The sequence below is a fragment of the Aequorivita aquimaris genome (assembly GCF_001573155.1).
Lineage (GTDB): Bacteria > Bacteroidota > Bacteroidia > Flavobacteriales > Flavobacteriaceae > Aequorivita > Aequorivita aquimaris.
Map to the genome: position 1 here is coordinate 1 of NZ_JRWG01000062.1, position 621 is coordinate 621.

The 621-nt window shown below is 65.4% G+C and carries 1 protein-coding gene; it reads right to left on the minus strand.

From position 1 onward, the window contains the following. Nucleotides 1-126 precede the first annotated feature (126 nt). A partial coding sequence (locus LS48_RS15930) for an L-dopachrome tautomerase-related protein (protein WP_208430913.1) occupies nt 127-621 on the minus strand: 495 nt, incomplete at its 5' end.

Below are 621 nucleotides of genomic sequence, written 5' to 3' on the forward strand. Positions count from 1 at the left end.
GTGCCTGACAGAGCACAAAATGTCGCAGAAGTGGACGGTGGTTACAATAGCGTCACGATCGCAATCCGGCGGGCCAGACCGGCTTCTCCGCCACCGGCCCGCGCGATCATTCCGACAGCGCCGGCGTCACCGCCGCGTCAGCAGTACCGGGCCGCTACCGACCTTAATGCGAAGCAGTTCATACGGCTTGCGACGCAGGTCGCGGCCGCCATGAAAGCCGGGCTGGCGATGCAGCTGGTTTGCGGTGAAATAGAGATAGCCATCGGGGCCGATCGACAGGGTATCGGGCCAGCTGATGCGCGGATCGCTGACCAGGGTCGACCATTGGCCGCGATCGAGCACCCGGATCGCATTGTGTTCGTAATCACCGGCGAAGACACGCCCACGATCATCCTCGGCAATGCCATCCGACGCGCCCTTGCGCCCCAAGCTACGAACCGCACGCCCAAGTTGCTCTTCCGACACAGACGGATCGCGCAGCATCGCCGTGGGCACGGCATGCAGGGTGCGGCCCGAGAGCGGCCCATAGTAGAGCATGCTGCCATCGGCGCTCGGCGCGATCGCGTCGCTGGCGATGGCGACCGGCGTCGCAGGCCCGTTGGCTGGGCGGTTCATCAGCAC